General features: G+C 68.6%; 15 protein-coding genes. 2 read left to right on the top strand and 13 right to left on the bottom strand.

All coding sequences use genetic code 11. The features are described from left to right. Positions 1–126 precede the first annotated feature (126 nt). On the top strand, positions 127–867 hold the full coding sequence (locus tag IG88_RS0103215) for an ABC transporter ATP-binding protein (RefSeq protein ID WP_031034725.1): 741 nt from the start codon (positions 127–129) through the stop codon (positions 865–867). Beyond that, positions 861–3,311: an ABC transporter permease gene (locus tag IG88_RS0103210; RefSeq protein WP_031034723.1), complete on the top strand. Its 2,451-nt coding sequence runs from the start codon at positions 861–863 to the stop codon at positions 3,309–3,311. Before IG88_RS0103215 ends, IG88_RS0103210 begins: the two co-directional genes overlap by 7 nt. Positions 3,312–3,409: 98 nt before the next feature. On the opposite strand, the gene tuf is transcribed toward IG88_RS0103210, so the two are convergent. The 13 genes from tuf to nusG all read right to left on the bottom strand — a co-directional run bounded on the left by tuf (position 3,410) and on the right by nusG (position 21,852). Beyond that, positions 3,410–4,603, bottom strand: coding sequence for an elongation factor Tu (tuf, locus tag IG88_RS0103205; protein WP_030400195.1), 1,194 nt, complete (start codon positions 4,601–4,603; stop codon positions 3,410–3,412). A gap of 173 nt (positions 4,604–4,776) precedes the next feature. Beyond that, positions 4,777–6,903 (bottom strand): elongation factor G, encoded by a 2,127-nt coding sequence (gene fusA, locus IG88_RS0103200; protein ID WP_031034720.1) that lies wholly within the window; start codon positions 6,901–6,903, stop codon positions 4,777–4,779. 39 nt (positions 6,904–6,942) lie between these two features. After that, complete coding sequence (rpsG, locus tag IG88_RS0103195) at positions 6,943–7,413, bottom strand: 30S ribosomal protein S7 (protein WP_003974303.1); 471 nt, start codon at positions 7,411–7,413, stop codon at positions 6,943–6,945. A 2-nt stretch (positions 7,414–7,415) separates the two neighbouring features. Continuing rightward, positions 7,416–7,787, bottom strand: a complete 372-nt coding sequence (gene rpsL / locus IG88_RS0103190; RefSeq protein WP_003948652.1) for a 30S ribosomal protein S12 — start codon at positions 7,785–7,787, stop codon at positions 7,416–7,418. Positions 7,788–8,138: 351 nt separating this feature from the next. Further along, the gene (locus IG88_RS0103185) at positions 8,139–12,038 is read right to left on the bottom strand and encodes a DNA-directed RNA polymerase subunit beta' (RefSeq protein ID WP_031034710.1); all 3,900 of its coding nucleotides are present in this window, start codon (positions 12,036–12,038) and stop codon (positions 8,139–8,141) included. A 97-nt stretch (positions 12,039–12,135) separates the two neighbouring features. Further along, positions 12,136–15,621 carry a DNA-directed RNA polymerase subunit beta gene (rpoB, locus tag IG88_RS0103180; protein ID WP_031034707.1) on the bottom strand — a complete coding sequence of 1,162 codons (3,486 nt, stop codon included), beginning with the start codon at positions 15,619–15,621 and terminating at the stop codon, positions 12,136–12,138. A 588-nt stretch (positions 15,622–16,209) separates the two neighbouring features. Then, on the bottom strand, positions 16,210–16,599 hold the full coding sequence (gene rplL / locus IG88_RS0103175; RefSeq protein ID WP_030400191.1) for a 50S ribosomal protein L7/L12: 390 nt from the start codon (positions 16,597–16,599) through the stop codon (positions 16,210–16,212). Positions 16,600–16,716: 117 nt separating this feature from the next. Continuing rightward, positions 16,717–17,247: a 50S ribosomal protein L10 gene (gene rplJ / locus IG88_RS0103170; RefSeq protein ID WP_030145440.1), complete on the bottom strand. Its 531-nt coding sequence runs from the start codon at positions 17,245–17,247 to the stop codon at positions 16,717–16,719. Positions 17,248–17,564: 317 nt separating this feature from the next. Further along, positions 17,565–18,413, bottom strand: a complete 849-nt coding sequence (locus IG88_RS0103165) for a hypothetical protein (protein WP_031034705.1) — start codon at positions 18,411–18,413, stop codon at positions 17,565–17,567. Between the two features lie 150 nt (positions 18,414–18,563). Next, positions 18,564–19,409 (bottom strand): hypothetical protein, encoded by an 846-nt coding sequence (locus IG88_RS0103160; RefSeq protein ID WP_031034704.1) that lies wholly within the window; start codon positions 19,407–19,409, stop codon positions 18,564–18,566. Between the two features lie 145 nt (positions 19,410–19,554). Then, entirely contained in the window at positions 19,555–20,280 is a 726-nt protein-coding gene (gene rplA, locus IG88_RS0103155) for a 50S ribosomal protein L1 (RefSeq protein ID WP_030145437.1), read from the bottom strand. Positions 20,281–20,362: 82 nt separating this feature from the next. Continuing rightward, the gene (gene rplK / locus IG88_RS0103150) at positions 20,363–20,797 is read right to left on the bottom strand and encodes a 50S ribosomal protein L11 (RefSeq protein WP_003974315.1); all 435 of its coding nucleotides are present in this window, start codon (positions 20,795–20,797) and stop codon (positions 20,363–20,365) included. 173 nt (positions 20,798–20,970) lie between these two features. After that, entirely contained in the window at positions 20,971–21,852 is an 882-nt protein-coding gene (nusG, locus tag IG88_RS0103145; protein WP_031034701.1) for a transcription termination/antitermination protein NusG, read from the bottom strand. Between the last annotated feature and the right edge of the window lie 52 nt (positions 21,853–21,904).

Below are 21,904 nucleotides of genomic sequence, written 5' to 3'. Positions count from 1 at the left end.
CGGGGGTATGGCCCGCCCTACCCCCGTCCTCGCCCCTGCCGCACTGCGCCGGTGCCCTCCCCTGCGGTTTCGTTGCGGCACCGCGCCACCGACCCGGTGGCGGGGACACGGGAGAAGTGGGGACGGATGACCGGCGACGACGCGATCCGACTGCGTTCCGTCAGCAGACGGTACGGCCTGGGAGCCAACGCCGTGACGGCGCTCGACGAGGTGTCCCTCGCCTTCGGGCGCGGCACCTTCACCGCCGTCATGGGCCCCTCCGGCTCCGGCAAGTCGACCCTCCTGCACTGCGCGGCCGGCCTCGACCGACCCACGTCGGGATCGGTCGTCGTCGGCGGCACGGAGCTGACCGGACTGAGCGAGCGGCGGCTGACCCTGCTGCGCCGGGAGCACGTCGGCTTCGTCTTCCAGGCGTTCAACCTGCTGCCGTCCCTGACCGCAGCCCAGAACGTGGCGCTCCCCCTGCGCCTGTCCGGCCACCGCCCCTCCCGCTCCCGGGTGCGCGAGGCGCTGGCCCAGGTCGGCCTGGCCGACCGCGCCCGGCACCGGCCCGCACAGCTCTCCGGCGGCCAGCAGCAGCGCGTCGCCCTCGCCCGCGCGCTGATCACCCGACCGGAGGTGCTGTTCGCCGACGAGCCGACGGGTGCGCTGGACTCGCGGACCGGCCGCGAGGTGCTCGCCCTGCTGCGCGGCATGGTCGACCGCGAGGGCCAGACGGTCGTCATGGTCACCCACGACCCGGTGGCCGCGTCCTTCGCCGACCGCGTGGTCTTCCTCGTCGACGGCCGCCCGGACGGCGAGCTGACCGGGGCGGGCGCCGACGCCATCGCGACCCGCATGACCCGGCTGGAGGCGGTCCCGTGCTGACGCTCGCCCTCCAGACGCTGCGCACCCGCTGGATCACCTTCACCGGCAGCTTCGTCGCCCTGTCCCTGGGGGTGGCGCTGCTCACGGTGACGGGTCTGGCGCTCGCCTCCTCTTCGGACGCCCCGGCCCGCGCGCCCCAGCGGTTCGCCGACGCGCCGGTCGTGGTCCGGGGGCCGGACACACTGCGGGTGAGCACGCCGAACGGCGACCGTACGAAGCCGCTCGCCCAGCCCCGTGCGGTGCCCGCCGGGACCGTCGCCCGGCTCAGGCACCTCGGCCGGGTCGTCGAGGACCGGTCCTTCCCGGTGCGTGCCGAGGGCGGGCCCGGTGACCTGGTGGGCCACCCGTGGTCCACCGCCGCGTTCGCCCCGTACCGGATCGACGCGGGCCGCGCGCCGCGCGCCGACGGCGAGGTCGTCGTCAGCGGCTCCTGGGCCGCGCCCGGCGAACGGCTGCGCACGGACCGGGGTGCCGTGCAGGTCGTGGGCACCGTGCCCGACCGCGGCTTCGAGAACGCCGTCTTCTACACCGACGCCCGGGCCGCCCGGCTCTCCCCCGTCAGCCTCCAGCTCGTCGTCGACGCGGACCCGGACGCGGTACGGGACGCGGTGCGCGACAGTGCGGGCGTACGGGTGCTGACCGGGGGCGACCGCCGGTACGCCGACGCCGGGTCCGAGCGGGACCGCGAGGCGACGACCGCGCTGAACGCCCTGTTCGGCACGGCCGGCGGTGTCTGCGCGTTCGTGTCGGTGTTCGTGGTGGCGTCCACCTTCGCCTTCGCGGTGGCGCAGCGGCGGCGGGAGTTCGGGCTGCTGCGCACCGCCGGGGCGACGCCCGGTCAGGTCCGCCGGACGGTGCTGGCCGAGGGTGCGGCGGTGGGCGTGCTCGCCTCGGCGGCCGGCTGCCTGCTCGGTTCGTACGGCGCCCCCCACCTGGCGGCATGGGTGGTCGACGAGGGCCTGGCACCGGCCTGGTTCACGATCGGCGCCCACGCCTGGCCGTACCACCTGGCTTTCTGGACCGGCCTGCTCGTCGCCCTGTGCGGCGTGGTCACCGCGTCCTGGCGGGCCGGCCGGACCGCGCCGGCGCAGGCGCTGCGCGAGGCGTCCGCGGAGACCGGGGCCATGACCCGCGGGCGGTGGCTGTGGGGCGGCGGCCTGCTGCTGGCCGCGCTGGTGACGCTCGCCTTCGCCCTGGCCGGCGACCCCGCGGACCTGTTGCACCGCAAGACGTACGTGAGCCGGCCGATGCTGCTGATCAGCGCGGCCGCGCTGCTCGCCCCCGTCGTGGTGCGTCCGCTGACCTGGCTGCCCGCCCGGCTCCCGGGGGCGACGGGCATGCTGGTGCGGGAGAACGCCGCCGCCGGGACCCGCCGCACGGCCGCGCTCGCGGCACCGGTGCTGGTGACGGTCGCCCTCGCGGGCTCGCTGCTCGGCGCCACCGCGACGCTGGACGAGGCGGGCGCCACCGAGGCGCGCGAGCGGACCGCCGCCGACCTCGTGGTCACGGCGCCGGACGGCACCGGCTTCGACGCGGCCACCGTGGACCGGCTGCGCGCGGTGCCGGGGGCGGCCGCCGTCTCCCCGGTCGCCTCGACCGCCGTGTACGTCCTGGAGGAGGGCGTGGCCCTGATCAGGTCCGACGCGCACGCCGTCGCCGACCCCGCCGCGCTGGCGGCCACCACCCGGCTGCCGCTGGCGGCGGGTTCGGTCACCGCTCTCGACGACGGCTCGATCGTCGTCAACGAGGAGTGGGAGCGGCACACCGTCGGCGACCGCGTACGGGTGTGGCTCGGCGACGGCACCGAGCGGACCCTGCGCATCGCCGCCGTGATGACCACCGGTACCGGTGACAACGGCGTCTACGTCACCTCGGCCAACGCCCCCGGCGCCGCGGTCGACCGGGTGGACGTCACGGTCGCGGACGGCGCGGACGAGGGTGCGGTGGCCCGGGCGCTGCGCGGCGCGGCCGGACCGGGCGGCGCCCTGGTGCGTGACCGGGACGCGTGGCTCGCGGCCACCCACCCCCGGACCGAGGCCACGACCCGGGCCGGCGTCTTCCTGGTGCTCGGCATCGCCCTGCTCTACACCGGCGTCTTCCTGGTCAACACCACGGTGATGTCGGCCTCCGGCCGCGCACGCGACCTGGCCGCGCTGCGGCTGGCGGGCGCCACCCGGTGGCAGGTGCTGCGCCTGACCGGTGCGGAGTCGCTGACGGTGGTCACGGTCGGCGCCCTGCTGGGACTGGCGGTGGCCGCCCTCAACCTCACCGGGATGTGGGCCGCCCTGCGCCTGCTGTCCGTCCACCCCACCCCCGGCCTGCCGTGGGCGCCCCTCGCCGCGGTCGCCGGAATCTGCGCGGCGGTGGCGACGACCGCGTCCCTGCTCCCCACCGCCCTGTCCCTGCGCCGCCGCCCGACGGAACCGGCCGGCACCCGGGAGTGACCGGCAGAACGCGGAAAGGGCCCGTACGACCGAAGTCGTACGGGCCCTTTCAGGCATCAGCCCATGTCAGGTCGGGTCGACCGACAAGCAAGCGGAACTTACTTGTTGATCTTGGTGACCTGGCCGGCGCCCACGGTCCGGCCACCCTCGCGGATGGCGAACTTCAGGCCCTCTTCCATGGCGACGGGCTGGATGAGCTCCACCTTCATCTCGGTGTTGTCACCCGGCATGACCATCTCGGTGCCCTCGGGGAGGGTCACGACGCCGGTCACGTCCGTCGTACGGAAGTAGAACTGCGGACGGTAGTTGTTGAAGAACGGCGTGTGGCGGCCACCCTCGTCCTTGGACAGGATGTAGGCCTGGGCCTCGAACTCGGTGTGCGGGGTGACCGAGCCCGGCTTGATGATGACCTGGCCGCGCTCGACGTCCTCGCGCTTGATGCCGCGGAGGAGCAGACCGACGTTCTCACCGGCCTGGCCCTCGTCGAGGAGCTTCCGGAACATCTCGATGCCGGTGACCGTGGTGGTGGTCTTCTCCTGCTTGATGCCGATGATGTCGACGGTCTCGTTGACCTTGAGGACACCACGCTCGATGCGGCCGGTGACGACCGTACCGCGACCGGTGATGGTGAAGACGTCCTCGATCGGCATCAGGAACGGCTTGTCGACGTCGCGCTCGGGCTCCGGGATGGCCTCGTCCACGGCCTTCATCAGCTCGAGGACGGAGTTGCCCCACTCCTTGTCGCCCTCGAGGGCCTTCAGGGCGGAGACCTTGACGACGGGAACGTCGTCGCCCGGGAACTCGTACTCGGAGAGGAGCTCACGGACCTCGAGCTCGACGAGCTCCAGGATCTCCTCGTCGTCCACCATGTCGGCCTTGTTCAGGGCGACGACGATGTACGGAACGCCGACCTGGCGGGCCAGGAGCACGTGCTCCTTGGTCTGCGGCATCGGGCCGTCGGTGGCGGCGACCACGAGGATGGCGCCGTCCATCTGCGCGGCACCCGTGATCATGTTCTTGATGTAGTCCGCGTGACCGGGGCAGTCGACGTGCGCGTAGTGACGCGTCTCGGTCTGGTACTCGACGTGCGCGATGGAGATGGTGATACCGCGCTGGCGCTCCTCAGGAGCCTTGTCGATCTGGTCGAACGCCGAGGCCTCGTTGAGCTCCGGGTACGCGTCGTGCAGCACCTTGGTAATGGCGGCCGTGAGGGTCGTCTTACCGTGGTCGATGTGACCGATGGTGCCGATGTTGACGTGCGGCTTAGTCCGCTCGAACTTCGCCTTCGCCACTGGGGTCCTCCTGTGGAGTGGTTCTGTACGCCTTACTCATCGGCGCCAGGTGATCTTTGCTGGAAAGCCCGGGTGCCGGGGGCATTCCACCGGGTTCGCGGCGGAATGCCCCATGCAGGCTCCGGGGTCAAGCCTAAAGCGTGAGAACGGGGTCCGTTAAACGGAGTAGCCCGTTATTCGCCCTTGGCCTTCGCGATGATCTCCTCGGCGACGTTCCGGGGAACCTCGGCGTAGGAGTCGAACTGCATCGAGTAGCTTGCGCGACCCGACGTCTTGCTGCGGAGGTCGCCGACGTAGCCGAACATCTCCGACAGGGGCACGAGCCCCTTGACGACGCGGGCACCCGCACGCTCCTCCATGGCCTGGATCTGGCCACGGCGGGAGTTGATGTCGCCGATGACCTCACCCATGTAGTCCTCGGGCGTGGTGACCTCGACGGCCATCATCGGCTCCAGGAGCACGGGCGAAGCCTTGCGCGCGGCCTCCTTGAAGGCCTGCGAACCGGCGATCTTGAAGGCGAGCTCGGAGGAGTCGACCTCGTGGTAGCCACCGTCGATGAGCGTGACGCGGACGCCCGTCATCTCGTAGCCGGCCAGGATGCCGAACTGCATGGCCTCCTGCGCACCGGCGTCCACCGAAGGGATGTACTCCTTCGGGATGCGGCCACCGGTGACCTTGTTCACGAACTCGTACGAGGCGTCGCCGCCCTCGATCGGCTCGATCGCGATCTGCACCTTGGCGAACTGACCGGTACCACCGGTCTGCTTCTTGTGGGTGTAGTCCACGCGCTCGACGGTCTTGCGGATCGTCTCGCGGTACGCGACCTGGGGCTTGCCGACGTTGGCCTCGACCTTGAACTCGCGCTTCATCCGGTCGACCAGCACCTCGAGGTGAAGCTCGCCCATGCCGCCGATGACGGTCTGGCCGGTCTCCTCGTTGGTGTGCACCTGGAAGGAGGGGTCCTCCTCCGCGAGACGCTGGATGGCCACACCCAGCTTCTCCTGGTCGCCCTTGGACTTGGGCTCGATCGCGACCTCGATGACCGGCGCCGGGAAGTCCATGGACTCCAGGATGACCGGGCTCTTGTCGTCGGACAGCGTCTCACCGGTGGTGGTCTGCTTCAGGCCCATGACGGCGACGATGTCGCCGGCGCCCACCGACTCGATCTCCTCACGCTTGTTGGCGTGCATGCGGTAGATCTTGCCGATGCGCTCCTTCTTGCCCTTGACGGAGTTCAGCACCGCGGTGCCGGACTCCAGGCGGCCCGAGTAGACCCGGACGAAGGTGAGCTTGCCGAGGTGCGGGTCGCTCATGATCTTGAACGCCAGCGCGGCCAGCGGCTCGTCCTCGGACGGCTTGCGCTTGACGACGGCCTCGGGGTCCTTGACGTCGTGGCCCTCGATGGCCTCGACGTCGAGCGGGGTCGGCAGGTAGCGCACGACCGCGTCGAGCAGGGGCTGGACGCCCTTGTTCTTGAACGCGGTGCCGCAGAACACGGGGGTGACCGTGGTCTCGTCGGACTTGCCGGACGCGATGGTGATGCGACGGATCGCGGCGTAGAGCTGCTCCTCGGTGGGCTCCTGGCCCTCCAGGTAGAGCTCCATGATCTCTTCGTCGTTCTCCGCGACGGCCTCGACCAGCTTGCCGCGCCACTCCTCGGCGGCCTCGGTGTGCGTGGCCGGGATGTCGACGGTGTCGTACATCTCGCCCTTGGCCGCGTCGGCGGACCACACGAGCGCCTTCATGCGGACCAGGTCCACGACGCCCTGGAAGTCGGCCTCGGCGCCGATCGGGAGCTGCATGACGAGCGGCTGGGCGCCCAGGCGGTCCGAGATCATGTCCACGCAGCGGTGGAACTCGGCGCCGGTGCGGTCCAGCTTGTTGACGAAGCAGATGCGGGGCACGCCGTAACGGTCGGCCTGACGCCACACCGTCTCGGACTGCGGCTCGACACCGGCGACACCGTCGAACACGGTCACGGCACCGTCGAGCACACGCAGGGAACGCTCCACCTCGACGGTGAAGTCGACGTGCCCGGGGGTGTCGATGATGTTGATCGTGTAGTCGTTGTCCTCGAGCGGCCAGTGACAGGTCGTCGCAGCAGACGTGATCGTGATGCCACGCTCCTGCTCCTGCTCCATCCAGTCCATCGTGGCGGCGCCGTCGTGGACCTCACCGATCTTGTACGACACGCCGGTGTAGAACAGGATCCGCTCGGTAGTGGTCGTCTTGCCCGCGTCGATGTGGGCCATGATCCCGATGTTGCGGACCTTGGCCAGGTCAAGTGAAGTGGTAGCCATGAGGCTTCAGTCTTCTCTCGGTCTCGATGTGGGTAGCGACTACCAGCGGTAGTGCGCGAAGGCCTTGTTGGACTCGGCCATCTTGTGCGTGTCCTCGCGCTTCTTCACAGCGGCACCCAGGCCGTTGGAGGCGTCGAGGAGCTCGTTGAGCAGACGCTCGGTCATGGTCTTCTCGCGACGGGCGCGGGAGTAACCGACCAGCCAGCGCAGCGCGAGGGTGTTGGCGCGGCCGGGCTTGACCTCGATCGGCACCTGGTACGTCGCACCACCGACACGGCGGGACTTGACCTCGAGGGTCGGCTTGATGTTCTCGAGAGCGCGCTTGAGCGTGATGACCGGGTCGTTGCCGGTCTTCTCGCGCAGACCCTCCATGGCGCCGTAGACGATGCGCTCGGCGGTGGAGCGCTTGCCGTTCAGCAGCACCTTGTTGATCAGGGAGGTCACCAGAGGAGAACCGTAGACCGGGTCGATGATGACCGGGCGCTTCGGGGCGGGGCCCTTACGAGGCATTCTTACTTCTCCTTCTTGGCGCCGTAGCGGCTGCGGGCCTGCTTGCGGTTCTTGACACCCTGGGTGTCGAGGGAGCCGCGGATGATCTTGTAACGAACACCCGGCAGGTCCTTCACACGGCCGCCGCGCACGAGCACGATGGAGTGCTCCTGCAGGTTGTGCCCCTCACCCGGAATGTAAGCGGTGACCTCGATGCCGCTGGTCAGACGCACACGCGCGACCTTACGCAGGGCCGAGTTCGGCTTCTTCGGGGTGGTCGTGAACACACGCGTGCAGACGCCACGACGCTGAGGGGAACCCTCGAGTGCGGGCGTCTTGTTCTTCTCGACCTTGTCCTGCCGGCCCTTGCGGACCAGCTGCTGGATCGTAGGCACTACTTCTCCGGTTTCTGTGTGCCGAATGGTGAAGCTAACCTGGAACGTCACCGACCCACGCGGTCGGGTGTGTCGAAACCGCGGGCTCCGCCCGCGAGGCGGTAGGAGACGCGAGATGCGGTGGCCACATGCGGCCCCGGTGCGGTTGAAGGCACGCACGGAGCCAGGGCACACCCCAGGCACAAGGTCTGAGCGTACCTATCGCATTCGCTGCGGTCAAAACAAATGGGCGACAGCGGCCTCGCCGCCCGGTTCGCCCTACTTTGCCCGACGCTCTCCGGGCACGCCGAAGGGCGGCCACCCCCACGGGGTGACCGCCCTTCGGTCGTTGCGCCGTATCAGGCGACCCGCTTACTGGTTGTACGGACCGTAGTCGTAGTCCTCCAGCGGAACGGCCTGGCCGGAGCCCGTGCCGAACGGCGAGTAGTCGATGTCGTCGTAGCCGACGGCCGAGTACATCGCGGCCTTGGCCTCCTCGGTGGGCTCCACCCGGATGTTGCGGTAGCGGGACAGCCCCGTACCGGCCGGGATGAGCTTACCGATGATGACGTTCTCCTTGAGGCCGATGAGGCTGTCGGACTTGGCGTTGATCGCCGCGTCCGTCAGGACCCTGGTCGTCTCCTGGAAGGAGGCGGCCGACAGCCAGGACTCCGTCGCCAGCGAGGCCTTGGTGATACCCATCAGCTGCGGACGACCGGAGGCCGGGTGACCGCCCTCCTGGACCACACGACGGTTCTCGGTCTCGAACTTGGTCCGCTCGACCAGCTCGCCGGGCAGCAGCTCGGCGTCGCCGGACTCGATGATCGTCACGCGGCGCAGCATCTGCCGGATGATGATCTCGATGTGCTTGTCGTGGATCGACACGCCCTGCGAGTTGTAGACCTTCTGGACCTCGCCGACCAGGTGGACCTGGACGGCACGCTGACCCAGGATGCGCAGCACGTCGTGCGGGTTGGTGGCACCCACGGTGAGCTTCTGGCCCACCTCGACGTGGTCGCCCTCGCCCACCAGCAGACGGGCGCGCTTCGAGATCGGGAACGCCGTCTCGTCGCTGCCGTCGTCGGGGGTGACGACGATCTTCTTGGTCTTCTCGGTCTCCTCGATCCGGACGCGGCCGGAGGCCTCGGAGATCGGGGCGACACCCTTCGGGGTACGGGCCTCGAAGAGCTCGACGACACGCGGCAGACCCTGCGTGATGTCGTCACCGGCCACACCACCGGTGTGGAAGGTACGCATCGTCAGCTGGGTGCCGGGCTCACCGATGGACTGGGCGGCGATGATGCCGACCGCCTCACCGATGTCGACCAGCTTGCCGGTGGCCAGCGAGCGGCCGTAGCACATGGCGCAGGTGCCGACCTGGGACTCGCAGGTCAGGATCGAGCGGGTCTTGACCTCCTCGACGCCGTGGGCGACCAGGGCGTCGATCAGCACGTCACCGAGGTCGACGTTGGCCGGCGCGATGACCTTGCCGTCGATGACGACGTCCTCGGCGAGCATGCGGGCGTAGACGCTGGTCTCGACGTCGTCCGCCTTGCGCAGCACGCCGTCGGCGCCGCGCTCGGCGATCCGCAGCCTGAGACCGCGCTCGGTGCCGCAGTCCTCCTCGCGGATGATGACGTCCTGGGAGACGTCCACCAGACGACGCGTGAGGTAACCCGAGTCGGCGGTACGCAGAGCGGTGTCCGCCAGACCCTTGCGGGCACCGTGCGTGGAGATGAAGTACTCCAGCACGGACAGGCCCTCACGGAAGGACGCCTTGATCGGACGCGGGATCGTCTCGTTCTTCGCGTTCGACACCAGACCACGCATACCGGCGATCTGACGCATCTGCATCATGTTGCCTCGTGCACCCGAGTTCACCATCATGAAGATCGGGTTGGTCTTCGGGAAGTTGTCGTTCATCGCCTCGGCGACCTCGTTGGTCGCCTTGGTCCAGATCGCGATGAGCTCCTGCGTGCGCTCGTCCTTGGTGATCAGACCGCGCTCGTACTGCTTCTGGACCTTCTCGTCCTGCGCCTCGTAGCCCTTGACGATCTCCTTCTTCGCGTCGGGAACGACGACGTCGGAGATGGCCACGGTGACGCCGGAACGGGTCGCCCAGAAGAAGCCGGCCGCCTTCAGGTTGTCGAGCGTCGCCGCCACGATGACCTTCGGGTAGCGCTCGGCGAGGTCGTTGACGATCTCGGAGAGCTGCTTCTTGCCGACCTCGTAGTCGACGAAGGGGTAGTCCTCGGGCAGCAGCTCGTTGAAGAGCGCGCGGCCCAGCGTGGTCTTCAGGGTGAAGGTGTCGCCCTGCTGCCACTCCGGCTCACCCTCCTCGCGGGCCGGGGGCTCCCAGCCGCGGGGCGGGATGGTGCCCACCGGGAAGCGGATGTCGACCTTCGACTGGAGCGACAGGTCGCCCGCGTCGAACGCCATGATCGCCTCGGCGGCGGAACCGAAGGCACGGCCCTCGCCCTTGAGGTCGCGGCCCTCGCCGTCGGTGGTGAGGAAGAACAGACCGAGGACCATGTCCTGGGTCGGCATCGTCACCGGACGGCCGTCGGCCGGCTTGAGGATGTTGTTCGAGGACAGCATCAGGATGCGGGCCTCGGCCTGCGCCTCCGCGGACAGCGGCAGGTGCACGGCCATCTGGTCACCGTCGAAGTCCGCGTTGAACGCGGTGCACACGAGCGGGTGGATCTGGATGGCCTTGCCCTCGACCAACTGCGGCTCGAAGGCCTGGATGCCGAGGCGGTGCAGGGTGGGAGCACGGTTCAGCAGGACCGGGTGCTCCGCGATGACCTCTTCGAGCACGTCGTACACGACCGTGCGGCCGCGCTCGACCATGCGCTTGGCCGACTTGATGTTCTGCGCGTGGTTCAGGTCGACCAGGCGCTTCATCACGAACGGCTTGAAGAGCTCCAGCGCCATGGCCTTGGGCAGACCGCACTGGTGCAGCTTGAGCTGCGGGCCGACGACGATGACGGAACGCGCCGAGTAGTCGACTCGCTTGCCGAGCAGGTTCTGACGGAAGCGGCCCTGCTTGCCCTTGAGCATGTCGGACAGCGACTTCAGCGGACGGTTGCCGGGGCCCGTGACCGGGCGGCCGCGGCGGCCGTTGTCGAAGAGCGCGTCGACGGCCTCCTGGAGCATGCGCTTCTCGTTGTTCACGATGATCTCGGGCGCGCCGAGGTCGAGAAGCCGCTTCAGGCGGTTGTTGCGGTTGATGACACGGCGGTACAGGTCGTTCAGGTCGGAGGTCGCGAAGCGGCCACCGTCGAGCTGCACCATCGGACGCAGGTCCGGCGGGATGACCGGCACGCAGTCGAGCACCATGCCCTTGGGGCTGTTGCTGGTCTGCAGGAACGCGGAGACGACCTTGAGGCGCTTGAGCGCGCGGGTCTTCTTCTGGCCCTTGCCGGTGCGGATGATCTCGCGGAGGCGCTCGGCCTCCTCCTCCAGGTCGAAGGACTCCAGGCGCTTCTGCAGCGCGGCGGCGCCCATCGAGCCGTCGAAGTAGGTGCCGAAGCGGTCGCGCAGCTCGCGGTAGAGCAGCTCGTCGCCCTCCAGGTCCTGGACCTTGAGGTTCTTGAACCGGTTCCACACCTCGTCGAGGCGGTCGATCTCGCGCTGGGCACGGTCGCGCAGCTGCTTCATCTCGCGCTCGGCGCCCTCGCGCACCTTGCGGCGCACGTCGGCCTTGGCGCCCTCAGCCTCCAGCTCGGCGAGGTCCGTCTCGAGCTTCTTGGCGCGGGCCTCCAGGTCGGAGTCGCGGCGCTGCTCGATCTGCTGGCGCTCGACGGAGACGTGGGCCTCCAGCGAGGGCAGGTCGCGCGTGCGGCGCTCCTCGTCCACGAAGGTGATCATGTACGCGGCGAAGTAGATGACCTTCTCGAGGTCCTTCGGCGCCAGGTCCAGCAGGTAGCCCAGGCGCGACGGGACGCCCTTGAAGTACCAGATGTGGGTGACGGGCGCGGCCAGCTCGATGTGGCCCATCCGCTCACGGCGCACCTTGGCGCGAGTGACCTCGACGCCGCAGCGCTCACAGATGATGCCCTTGAAGCGGACGCGCTTGTACTTGCCGCAGTAGCACTCCCAGTCCCGGGTCGGACCGAAGATCTTCTCGCAGAAGAGTCCGTCCTTCTCGGGCTTGAGGGTGCGGTAGTTGATGGTCTCGGGCTTCTTGACCTCGCCGTGGCTCCACTGACGGATGTCGTCAGCGGTGGCCAGACCGATCCGGAGCTCGTCGAAGAAGTTGACGTCGAGCACTATGCGTCAATCCCTCTCAGGGTTGTAAGTCTGTGGTCTGAAACGGGGGTCGCGGGATCGGCGGGGCCTTCGGGCGGAAGGCCCCGCCTGACTCCCGTCAGACCTCTTCGACGCTGCTCGGCTCGCGCCGCGACAGGTCGATGCCGAGCTCCTCCGCAGCGCGGAAGACGTCCTCGTCGGTGTCACGCATCTCGATGGACATGCCGTCCGAGGACAGCACCTCCACGTTGAGGCACAGGGACTGCATCTCCTTGATGAGCACCTTGAAGGACTCGGGGATGCCGGGCTCAGGGATGTTCTCGCCCTTGACGATGGCCTCGTAGACCTTCACGCGGCCGGTCACGTCGTCGGACTTGATCGTCAGCAGCTCCTGGAGGGCGTACGCGGCGCCGTAAGCCTCCAGCGCCCACACCTCCATCTCACCGAAGCGCTGGCCACCGAACTGGGCCTTACCACCCAGCGGCTGCTGGGTGATCATCGAGTACGGGCCGGTCGAACGGGCGTGCAGCTTGTCGTCGACCAGGTGGTGGAGCTTGAGGATGTACATGTACCCGACCGAGATCGGGTCCGGGAACGGCTCACCGCTGCGGCCGTCGAACAGCCGCGCCTTGCCGGAGGGGAGCACCATGCGCTCGCCGTCGCGGTTCGGGATGGTGTGCTGGAGCAGGCCGGCCAGCTCGTCCTCGCGCGCACCGTCGAAGACCGGGGTGGCGACGTTGGTGCCGGGCTCGACCTTGTCGGCGCCGATGGCCTGGAGGCGCTGCGCCCACTCCTCCGCGAGGCCGGAGACGTCCCAGCCGCGGCTGGCGAGCCAGCCGAGGTGGATCTCCAGGACCTGTCCCGGGTTCATTCGGGACGGGACACCCAGCGGGTTCAGGATGATGTCGACGGGCGTGCCGTCCTCCAGGAACGGCATGTCCTCGATCGGGTTGATCTTGGAGATGACGCCCTTGTTGCCGTGGCGGCCGGCGAGCTTGTCACCGTCGGTGATCTTGCGCTTCTGCGCGACGTAGACGCGCACGAGCTGGTTGACACCGGGGGGAAGCTCGTCGCCCTCCTCGCGGTCGAAGACGCGGACGCCGATGACCTTGCCGATCTCGCCGTGCGGGACCTTCAGGGAGGTGTCGCGGACCTCGCGGGCCTTCTCGCCGAAGATCGCACGGAGCAGGCGCTCCTCCGGGGTCAGCTCGGTCTCGCCCTTGGGCGTGACCTTGCCGACCAGGATGTCGCCGGCGACGACCTCGGCACCGATGCGGATGATGCCGCGCTCGTCGAGGTCGGCGAGGACCTCCTCGGAGACGTTCGGGATGTCCCGGGTGATCTCCTCGGGGCCGAGCTTGGTGTCACGGGCGTCGACCTCGTGCTCCTCGATGTGGATCGAGGAGAGGACGTCGTCCTGCACGAGGCGCTGCGACAGGATGATCGCGTCCTCGTAGTTGTGACCCTCCCACGGCATGAACGCGACCAGCAGGTTCTTGCCGAGCGCCATCTCGCCGTTCTCGGTGGCCGGACCGTCGGCGAGGACCTGGCCCTCGACGACGCGGTCGCCCTCGGAGACGATGACCTTCTGGTTGACCGAGGTGCCCTGGTTGGACCGGGAGAACTTGGCCAGCCGGTACGTGATGTACGTGCCGTCGTCGTTGGTCGTGGTGATGTAGTCCGCGGAGACCTCCTGGACCACACCCGGCTTCTCGGCCTTGACCACGTCACCGGCGTCGGCGGCGGAGCGGTACTCCATGCCGGTGCCGACGAGCGGGGACTCGCTCTTGATGAGCGGCACGGCCTGGCGCATCATGTTCGCGCCCATGAGGGCACGGTTGGCGTCGTCGTGCTCCAGGAACGGGATCATCGCGGTCGCGACGGACACCATCTGGCGCGGCGAGACGTCCATGTAGTCGACGTCGTCACCGGGGACGTAGTCGACCTCGCCGCCGCGGCGGCGGACCAGGACGCGGCCCTCGGCGAACCGCAGGTCGTCGGTGAGCGTGGCGTTGGCCTGCGCGATGACGAAGCGGTCCTCCTCGTCGGCGGTCAGGTAGTCCACCTCGTCGGTGACCTGGCCGTCGACGACCTTGCGGTAGGGCGTCTCGATGAAGCCGAACGGGTTGATCCGGCCGTACGAGGCGAGCGAGCCGATCAGACCGATGTTCGGGCCTTCGGGCGTCTCGATCGGGCACATGCGGCCGTAGTGCGACGGGTGCACGTCGCGGACCTCGAAGCCGGCCCGCTCACGGGAGAGACCACCCGGGCCGAGGGCGTTCAGACGACGCTTGTGCGTCAGCCCCGACAGCGGGTTGTTCTGGTCCATGAACTGGGAGAGCTGGCTGGTGCCGAAGAACTCCTTGATGGAGGCGACGACCGGCCGGATGTTGATCAGGGTCTGCGGCGTGATCGCCTCGACGTCCTGGGTGGTCATGCGCTCGCGCACGACGCGCTCCATACGGGCGAGACCCGTGCGGACCTGGTTCTGGATCAGCTCGCCGACGTTGCGGATGCGGCGGTTGCCGAAGTGGTCGATGTCGTCGGTCTCGACGACGATCTCCCGGCCCGACTCGCCGACCGTCTCGGTCTCACCGGCGTGCAGCTTCACCAGGTACTTGATGGTGGCGATGATGTCGTCGGTGGTGAGCACGCCGGCGTCCAGCGGCTCGTCCGCGCCGAGCTTCTTGTTCACCTTGTAGCGGCCGACCTTGGCGAGGTCGTAGCGCTTCGGGTTGAAGTAGAGGTTCTCGAGCAGTGTCTGCGCCGCCTCGCGCGTGGGGGGCTCGCCCGGACGCAGCTTGCGGTAGATGTCGAGCAGCGCGTCGTCCTGGCCCTGGGTGTGGTCCTTCTCCAGGGTGGCGCGCATGGACTCGTACTCGCCGAACTCCTCGAGGATCTGCTCGGTGGTCCAGCCGAGTGCCTTGAGGAGGACGGTCACGGACTGCTTGCGCTTGCGGTCGATGCGCACACCGACCATGTCGCGCTTGTCGATCTCCATCTCCAGCCAGGCACCCCGGGACGGGATGATCTTGGCGGAGAAGATGTCCTTGTCGGACGTCTTGTCGATGGAGGAGTCGAAGTAGACGCCGGGCGAACGGACCAGCTGCGAGACCACGACACGCTCGGTGCCGTTGATGACGAAGGTGCCCTTGTTGGTCATGAGCGGGAAGTCGCCCATGAAGACCGTCTGGGACTTGATCTCGCCGGTCTCGTTGTTGGTGAACTCGGCGGTGACGAAGAGCGGCGCCGCGTACGTGAAGTCGCGGTCCTTGCACTCGTCGATGCTGTTCTTCGGGGGTTCGAAGCGGTGGTCGCGGAACGTCAGCGACATCGACCCGGAGAAGTCCTCGATCGGGGAGATCTCCTCGAAGATCTCCTCCAGACCGGACTTGGTGGGGACGTCCTGACCGGACTCCAGAGCCGACTCGACGCGAGCCTTCCAGGCGTCGTTGCCGAGGAGCCAGTCGAAGCTCTCGGTTTGCAGCGCGAGAAGGTTCGGAACCTCGAGGGGCTCCTTGATCTTTGCAAAGGAGATGCGCAGCGGGGCGGTGCTGGCAGCGTTGTTCGTATTCGCGGTCGAGGCATTGCGCGAGGCGGCCAAGAGGGGGTCCTTCCGAGGGCTCGGACTCACTACGCGCGTACCGGCCCCTCTTCCTTGCACGGAGACAGGGGGCGCCTGATGTGGCTGAAAGGCCAGGTCAGGCAGGCTCTGATCGTCAGTGCTCGGGCGAGGGCAGACCCCTGGTGACGGGCAGGGGGCAGCTAACAGGCAGCGCAAAGGGTCAGTGTAGCCACTTGGCCCACTGATGTCCAGTGCGGTTCTCGGGGACCGTGTTCGCTCCTCGTTGTTCTCACCACCTGTGCGGCAAGGCCTCGCCCTCAACGCACCGAGATACTGCCCTCTTCGCCGTCGATCCATGCCTCGGATTCGGATCCTTTGACGACGCCCTGAGAATTGCGCGCTGCGTGCGGTTCGTCAAGGCCCCCCTTGGCCCGAACCGGTTGCCTCCAGTGGCTCTCAGGGCCCCGGAGACGGCACGACGAAGATCACCCTACTCTCCACCGTCACAGGTGCAAGGCAGCCGCCGCCGGACCCCGGATACGCCGAAGAGCGACCACCCGGATGGATGATCGCTCTTCGGTGCTACGGCGTTACAGACCCTGACGGATCCGTGGTGCCGGTGCGGTCTTACTTGACCTCGACGGAGGCGCCGGCGCCCTCGAGGGACTCCTTGGCCTTGTCCGCGGCGTCCTTGGCGACCTTCTCGAGGACGGGCTTCGGGGCGCCGTCCACGAGGTCCTTGGCCTCCTTCAGACCCAGGGAGGTCAGCTCGCGCACGACCTTGATGACCTGGATCTTCTTGTCGCCGGCACCGGTGAGGATGACGTCGAACTCGTCCTTCTCCTCGGCGGCCTCGGCGCCACCGGCGGCGGCACCGCCACCGGCGACGACGACCGGGGCGGCCGCGGCGGCGGTGACGTCGAACTTCTCCTCGAAGGCCTTCACGAACTCGGAGAGCTCGATGAGGGTCATCTCCTCGAACTGGGCGAGCAGGTCGTCCTGGCTGAGCTTCGCCATGATGGCGGTCCTTCCACTAATTCGGCAGGTGCCGGATGTACGGGGTGTGGCGGGCGTACGTCGGCCCGCTGCGACCCGCGCCGCGCTCAGGCGGCCCGGATCAGAAAGCGAGCCGAGTTACTCGGCACCGCCCTGCTCGTCCTGCTTGGCACGGAGCGCGTCCACGGTGCGGACGAGCTTCGAGGGCAGCGCCTGGAAGACGGAGGCAGCCTGGGACTGCTTCGCCTTGAAGGCACCGGCCAGCTTGGAGAGCAGAACCTCGCGGGACTCGAGGTCCGCAAGCTTCTTGATCTCGTCGGCGGTCATCGCCTTGCCGTCAAGGACACCGCCCTTGATGACGAGATTCGGGTTGTCCTTGGCGAAGTCGCGCAGACCCTTCGCCGACTCCACCGGGTCACCGGTGACGAAGGCGACGGCCGTCGGACCAGCGAAGAGCTGGTCGTCGAGCGTGATCCCGGCCTCGTTGGCCGCAATCTTGGTCAGCGTGTTCTTCACCACGGCGTACTGGGCGTTCTCACCGAGCGACCGGCGCAGCGTCTTGAGCTGCGCCACGGTGAGACCGCGGTACTCGGTCAGCACGGCGGCGTTGGAGCTGCGGAACTTGTCCGTCAGCTCGGCAACCGCGGCAGCCTTCTCGGGCGTCGCCATAGAGCCTCGGCCTCCTTCCGGGTGATTCTGACCGCGCGGACCCGAAGGAGGACTGGGGAAAACGAAACGCCCCGGCGCAGGCGCACGGGGCGTGGCTCGACCGATCGTCATCCGCACGGGGCGGGGACTTCCGGGAGCTCATCCACAGTCACCTGCGCGGGTCGTCCGCAGTTCAGCGGATCCTTCGGCCACCGTGCCCTCTCTCGAACACACGGCAACGACCAGCGGTCTTTGGCTTCTGGGAGAGCGTACGTGAACGGGGCAGTGTCGAGCAAATCCGCCCCCTCGGCCACCCGGGCCGACCCGGCGCGGGCGGCTCAGCCCTGCTGGGCCTCCTTCATCATCTCGGCCAGGTCGGCGACCTCCCCGGCCGGCGGGGCGGTGACCTTCACGGGCTCGTTGACGCCGAGGAAGGTGAAGGTGACGTCCATCGGGCCCTGCTCCGCGTCGGCCCGCACACGGAACTGCTTGGTCCGGTCGTCACCGTCGACCCACATGTCCATGTTGAGCTTGTCCACGCCCAGCTTCTCGTACTGCTCGAGGCTCTTCTGCCGCTGCTTCCGGGTGGCCTCGCCCTCGTCCCCGATGGTCTTCTCCAGGTCGGCGAGGGCGACCGTGCCCTTGTAGTGGGTGGTCTTCACCCCGTCGACGGTCTCGGTGCCGACCTTCTCGACGTCCTTGGCCCCGGTGAGGAAGGTGGACTCCGTGGCCGGGTTCTTCTCGGCCTGGGAGGCGCCGCCCAGCTTGTCCAGCTCCTCGTCGGCGCCGCCCGCGGACAGGTCGAACTTGATCCAGCTCTTGCCGTCCATCTCCTTGGCCGCCTCGGGGCCGCCACCGAGGTACAGGGCCTTGTCGACGAGGCGGATCTCCGCGGTGCCGTCGGCGCCCTGGTCGAGCGCGGACATCTTCATGCTCATCGCGAGCGTCGGCTTGATCTGCATCTTCGCCTCCGCCTCGATCCGGCCCTCCACGGGGACCTTGCCGGTCATGCGGTAGTGGAGGGAGTTGATCTCCTCCGAGTTCTTCGCCGCCTTGGCGACGGCGGCCGCGGGCGTCATCCCGGGGGACTCGGAGGCCTTGTCCTCCGTGGAACAGCCCACCGCCCCGGCGGCGAGCAGCAGTGCGGCGAGGCCGGCGCCCACGGGCACGCGTACAGAAGTCTTCATCGGTATCCCCCCACGGGATTTCAGGGAGCACAAGGGCGCGGACGTCACAGGAAACCCACCGCGGCTCCACAGGAGTTCTCCACAACAAGGACGCGAGCGTATCCGAATCGGTTCGAACGATCTTGTGATTTCCGTGGCGGAACGGGGGCCTCAACCCGACTGCGACGCCAGCAGTTCCTTGAAGTCCGCCGTGTCCCCGGCCGGCGGGCGCCGGGCGGGGACCGTGACGCCGTAGTCGCTGTAGTAGGCGGTCTGGGTCAGCTCCCCGGTCTTCGTCCGCCCCCGCTCGACCTTCTTGACCAGCAGGTTCCGGTCGTCGACCCAGATGTCGACGGTCTGGGCGGTCTCCCCGCCCACCGTGCCGGACCAGTGCGTGGTGCGCCGACCGCGCGTCGTCTCCTCGCCCACCCTGCGCACGTCCTCCGCCGTCAGCAGCGCCTTCACCGCCTGGTTGGGCGTGGTCTTGCGCATCTGGTCGGCGAACCCGGCGCCCGCCCCGCCGCCGAGGTCCTCCAGGTCCTCGTACACGTACTTGATCCAGTGCCTGCCGCCCACCCGGTCGGCGAACTCGTCGCCCATCCTGGCGTAGTAGGCGTCGGGCAGGTACCGGGCCTCCATCGCGGTGGTGCCGAGGCTGCGCATGGTCTCGGCGGTCGTACCGCCCGTGTAGGTGATCGTCAGGGTGCCGGTGAGGCCGTCGTCGCGCCAGCCGAGGACGCCCGCGGCCTCCAGGGACAGCTCCCCGCCCATCACGGTCGTGGACTCCACCCGCGCCGAACCCGCCCGCCCGGTGGCCCGCTCGACGGACCGCAGGGCGTCCGCCGACGGACCGGTGAGGGCCGGGGTCCGGGAGGCCGGTGCGGCCGGGTCCGGTGGAGCGGAGGCGGGCTCCCGGGACGCGGGCGCCTCCTCACCGGCGGTGCACGCCGTGCCGCACGCCAGAACGGCCGACACCGCGACCGAGACGACCGTACGGCGTGCCCTCGTGCCCGTCATCCGCCCACCCCTTGCGCCCCGAACGGCTCCTGCGCCCCATGCGCGAGGCCGGTGCCCGCACGCTAACCCAGGGCGCCGGAAAAAGGGACGGGCCCCGCACCTCGGAAGGTGCGGGGCCCGTGAACCGGTGGGGCGAGCCGTTCGCTCAGACCGCGGCCGGGTCCTCCTCGACGAGGAGGTTGCGGGTGCGGTTGGAGTCGAGCGGAATGCCGGGGCCCATCGTCGTGCTGATGGCGGCCTTCTTGATGTAGCGGCCCTTGGCGGCGGACGGCTTCAGACGGAGGATCTCCTCCAGCGCCGCGCCGTAGTTCTCCACCAGCTTGGTGTCGTCGAACGACGTCTTGCCGATGATGAAGTGCAGGTTCGAGTGCTTGTCGACGCGGAACTCGATCTTGCCGCCCTTGATGTCGTTGACAGCCTTGGCGACGTCCGGGGTCACGGTGCCGGTCTTGGGGTTCGGCATGAGACCACGGGGACCGAGCACGCGGCCGAGGCGGCCGACCTTGCCCATGAGGTCCGGGGTGGCGACGACGGCGTCGAAGTCCAGACGCCCCTTCGACACCTCGTCGATCAGCTCGTCGGCGCCGACGATGTCGGCGCCCGCGGCACGCGCGGCCTCGGCACGGTCACCGGTGGCGAAGACCAGGACCCGGGCGGTCTTGCCGGTGCCGTGCGGGAGGTTCACGGTGCCACGGACCATCTGGTCGGCCTTGCGCGGGTCGACACCCAGACGGAAGGCAACCTCGACGGTGCCGTCGAACTTGCTCGTGGAGGTCTCCTTGGCGAGACGGACGGCCTCGAGCGGGGCGTAGAGCTTGTCCCGGTCGATCTTGGCGTCCGCAGCGCGGAGAGACTTGCTGCGCTTGCTCACTACTGCTCCTGTGGCTTCTTAGGAGTCGTGGTCCGGGCCGAGCAGGCCCTGCCACTACTGCTTGACTTACGGGGGTGGAGGGTCAGCCCTCGACCGTGACGCCCATGGAACGCGCGGTACCGGCGATGATCTTCTCCGCCTGGTCCAGGTCGTTGGCGTTGAGGTCGGGCATCTTGGTGGTGGCGATCTCGCGGACCTGGTCACGCGTGATCTTCGCGACCTTGGTCTTGTGCGGCTCGCCGGAGCCCTTCTCCACGCCCGCGGCCTTGAGGATCATCTTGGCGGCCGGCGGCGTCTTGGTGATGAAGGTGAAGGAGCGGTCCTCGTAGACCGTGATCTCCACCGGGATGACCCAGCCGCGCTGCGACTCGGTCGCGGCGTTGTAGGCCTTGCAGAACTCCATGATGTTGACGCCGTGCTGACCCAGCGCGGGGCCGACCGGCGGAGCCGGGTTCGCGGCACCGGCCTGGATCTGGAGCTTGATGAGCCCCGTGACCTTCTTCTTCTTGGGAGGCATAGCTCTCCGGGTCCTTTCGATTCGGGTCCTGCCCGCGTTCGGGAGCTACCCGGACACAGGCATACCGCACAACGATAACGGGTATGGATGCGCGGCCAAAAACCGAGCAGGTCAGGCAGGGCGCGAGCGCCCGCCTGACCTGCTCGGAAGCAGTACGTCCAGAAGGAGTGGGGTCAGTTCTTCTGGATCTGGTCGAAGCTCAGCTCGACCGGGGTCTCGCGGCCGAAGATCTCGACGAGGCCCTTGACCTTCTTCGAGTCGGCGTTGATCTCGTTGATCGTGGCCTGCAGCGTCGCGAACGGGCCGTCGGTGACGGTGACCGAGTCGCCGACCTCGAAGTCCAGGACCTGGACCTCGACCTTGCGCTGCGGAGCGGGCTTGCCCTCGGCCTCGGCGGCCTCGCGGGCGGCCTTCTCCTCGGCCTCCGGGGCGAGCATCTTGACGATCTCGTCCAGCGTCAACGGGTACGGGTCGTAGGCGTTGCCCACGAAGCCGGTGACGCCGGGGGTGTTGCGGACGACGCCCCAGGACTCGTTGGTGAGGTCCATGCGGACCAGGACGTAACCGGGCAGCTTGTTCTGCCGGATCGTCTTGCGGTCGCCGTTCTTGATCTGGACGACCTCTTCCTGCGGCACCTCGGCCTGGAAGATGTAGTCCTCGACGTTGAGCGAGACGGCGCGCTGCTCGAGGTTGGTCTTCACGCGGTTCTCGTAACCGGCGTAGGTGTGGATGACGTACCACTCGCCGGGCAGGACGCGCAGCTCCTGGCGGAGCTTCTCGATCGGGTCGACTTCGGGCTCGTCGGCCTCGGCCTCGTCCGCACCGGCCTCGTCCGCACCTGCTTCGGTGTCGGTCTCGGCGGCCGGCTCGGCGGTCTCGTCCGCTTCCGCGTCCGCCTCGTCCGTCTCCGTCGTCCCGGCGACGACGGCGTCGTCGGCAGCCTCGGCCTCGGCGGAGGCCCCGGTGTCCTCGTTGTCGGCGCCCCCGACGGTGCCGGGCTCGTCCTCGACGGACTCGACCGGCTCGATGGCGTCGTTCACGTTCGGGTCAGACACTGTGGCTGCTTCTTCCTGGATACATAGGGGTGGAACACGCGAAAGGGGCGCC

The sequence above is a fragment of the Streptomyces sp. NRRL F-5650 genome (genome assembly GCF_000721365.1).
Lineage (GTDB): Bacteria > Actinomycetota > Actinomycetes > Streptomycetales > Streptomycetaceae > Streptomyces > Streptomyces ardesiacus.
The sequence above is the reverse complement of the archived record's forward strand: the minus strand, read 5'-3'. Positions and strand labels throughout refer to the sequence as shown.